The 1,664-nt window shown below is 65.6% G+C and carries 2 protein-coding genes and 1 pseudogene; 1 reads left to right on the top strand and 2 read right to left on the bottom strand.

Annotated elements, in window-relative coordinates; translation table 11 throughout:
* Positions 1 to 80: pseudogene (locus ACFXGX_RS43280) on the bottom strand (hydrophobic protein); the annotation flags it as partial.
* 181 nt (positions 81 to 261) lie between these two features.
* Between ACFXGX_RS43280 and ACFXGX_RS43275 the strand changes: the two are divergent.
* Complete coding sequence (locus tag ACFXGX_RS43275) at positions 262 to 438, top strand: CsbD family protein (RefSeq protein WP_384804021.1); 177 nt, start codon at positions 262 to 264, stop codon at positions 436 to 438.
* Between the two features lie 476 nt (positions 439 to 914).
* On the opposite strand, the gene ACFXGX_RS43270 is transcribed toward ACFXGX_RS43275, so the two are convergent.
* Positions 915 to 1,253: a hypothetical protein gene (locus ACFXGX_RS43270; RefSeq protein WP_384804017.1), complete on the bottom strand. Its 339-nt coding sequence runs from the start codon at positions 1,251 to 1,253 to the stop codon at positions 915 to 917.
* Positions 1,254 to 1,664 lie beyond the last annotated feature (411 nt).

Genomic DNA, 1,664 nt, shown 5'->3' with positions numbered 1-1,664 from the left:
ATCCACCACAGGGCCTTCAGCGCGAAACCGGCACCGAAGAGGATCAGGGCGAGCAGAAGAACAAGAAGAATAGGAACCATAGTTATCAACCTCCGAGCCCTCGTGTGCCCTGCGGATCGATCTTCACTCTTGCGGATCCAATTCAACTCTTGGAGCGCCCGCAGCTCGGAGCGTCTGTGCGGCAGCCTTCCGGTTTAACGGTGGCGTCTGGGGTGACATGGGGGGCGAACCTATTTCGAGTGAGACAGGGAGTGAGTGGTTGTGGCTGCGGACGAGAAGGCTCGGGCTAAGGGCGAGCAGGCCAAGGGCAAGGTCAAGAAGGTCGTCGGCGCAGCGGTCGGCAACGAGTCCCTGAAGGCCAAGGGACAGGCCGAGGAGTCCAAGGGCGACCTGCGCGCGGCCAAGGAGAAGGCCAAGGACGCCATCAAGCCCAAGTAGGCGCATCACTCCTGATCCCGGCAGCCAGCTGGCTGCCGGGATTCGTGCTGTCCGGCCCCGCAGCCGTTTGCGCCGCCCACCCGAGGGCGCCCCTCGTCGAAAGTATCTCCCGCCGTACCGAGGTCCACGCGGGAGCGGGTCGGTTCGTCGACGCCCCGGGGTCACTTCGCGTGTCGCGGCTTGATCGAGGCTGATGAGTTCGGGAGTCACTGCGCCCTTCGTTGCCGCGGCGTGTGCCGCCATCCGCGGTTCGGGGGTGATGCAGGGGTGCCGGGGCGGCGCCAGTGTGAGCTCAAGGCCTGGAGACGTCTGTTGCCGAGGAAGAGTCTGTGCACCGCCGGTATGACGGTCCGCACTGAGCGGGCCGCCGCTGACCATTTGATCATGACGGAGGCCGCCGTTCAGGTCGGGTGCGCATGCGCGGCGTCCACGGACTGCGGTCATGCACGGCCACCTCGATGTGTCCGTGTGTGCGGTCAGGTCCAGGGTGCAGATTCCGCCGCCGTGCGCAGGGCATTGGTGACGAGATCCCAGACGACCAGGACCACGGGTTCGACAGCCTTTTCCGTGATCGCCGGTGCGAGGTCATCGAGGAAGCGCCGGGCGCTCACGTGCGTGTCGGCTGCGGATGCTGTGAGCGGACGGTTGCGACGCTGACGCTCTTCGTGTCCATCGGGTCCCCTGGTCCCCTGCATCGTCATCGCCGTTCGTCTGCGCGGCACCTGCGCCCTGGCCTGCGGCCCGCTGACCCGGCAGTGACGGCTTTGCTCCTCTTGTCGTAGCTGTTCGAGGCCGACTACCTCTCCGTCGGACACGCGAAAATCTATGTTGGGCAGAGTAGACATTGGGCGGTGGCGTGGCTATGGTTTCTCTCGTAGCCCAGAGGGACAGCAGGGCCTGGCAGGCACGAACTGCCGGGAGCAGTACATTCAGTTGCAGTGCGCAGGACGGTGCGGTGGTGGAGTTTCGAAGCCAGGGTGGTTGCAGGACGGCGACGGGGCTGACGACCGGACCGGGTGGCCCGCAGTGATCAGGGGCCACCGTGAGCAGAACCGCAGTTGATGCAGTGGCAGTACCCGCAAGTGCAGTGCTCAGCAGTGAAGTCAGTGAGCAGTACCTCGGTAAAGGCGTCGGCTGCGGGCGCGCGTACCGGGAGGTTCGGCAGTGGGGTTCCAAGCCAGAGCAGACGCAGGACGGGCGACGGGGCTGGCTGCCGAAGAGTGGCG

It is taken from the genome of Streptomyces sp. NPDC059371 (assembly GCF_042751995.1).
GTDB lineage: Bacteria > Actinomycetota > Actinomycetes > Streptomycetales > Streptomycetaceae > Streptomyces.
Note: the sequence above shows the minus strand (reverse complement) of the source record. Positions and strands in the feature narration are given on the sequence as shown.